Here is a 677-nt window from a genome sequence, read left to right as displayed (position 1 = left end):
CGTTTCTGCAATGGAAGATGCAACGGGCGTTGACCTTAAGCAATTCCGTCTATGGTATAGCCAATCTGGTACACCAACACTTCGTGTAAACAGCGAATACAACGCTGAAGCAAAAACTTACGCGCTAACAGTTGAGCAATTTACTGAAGCAACGCAAGACCAAGCAGAAAAACAAGCACTGCACATTCCATTCGATATCGAGCTGTATGATTCGAAAGGGCAGATTATCCCACTGACCATTAATGGTGAATCAGTTCACAGTGTTTTGGACATCAAGCAAGATAAACAAACATTTGTGTTCGAGAATGTCGCAGAACAACCAGTGCCTTCATTGTTACGCGAGTTCTCTGCGCCAGTTAAATTGGAATACGATTACAGCGACGCAGAACTGATCTTCCTAATGAAGCACGCAACCAACGATTTTGCTCGTTGGGATGCAAGCCAAATGCTATTAGCGAAGTACATTCGACAAAATGTCACCAATGTCCAAACGGGCAGTGAGGTTCAACTTTCAGAAGATCTTATCGATGCATTCCGCGGCGTATTATTGGATGAAAACTTAGAGCCTGCATTTATCGCTCAAGTCTTCTCATTGCCATCTATCAATGAAATCACCGGCTGGTACAAACAGATTGATGTAGATGCAGTTGATACGGTTTTAAATAGCATTACAGTGT

At 42.8% G+C, this 677-nt stretch carries 1 protein-coding gene; it reads left to right on the top strand.

The window, feature by feature from the left end:
* On the top strand, window positions 1–677 hold a 677-nt coding region (locus R8O11_RS28125), incomplete at both ends, for a DUF3458 domain-containing protein (protein WP_318194987.1).

It is taken from the genome of Vibrio sp. 1288 (genome assembly GCF_033344475.1).
Note: the sequence above shows the minus strand (reverse complement) of the source record. Positions and strands in the feature narration are given on the sequence as shown.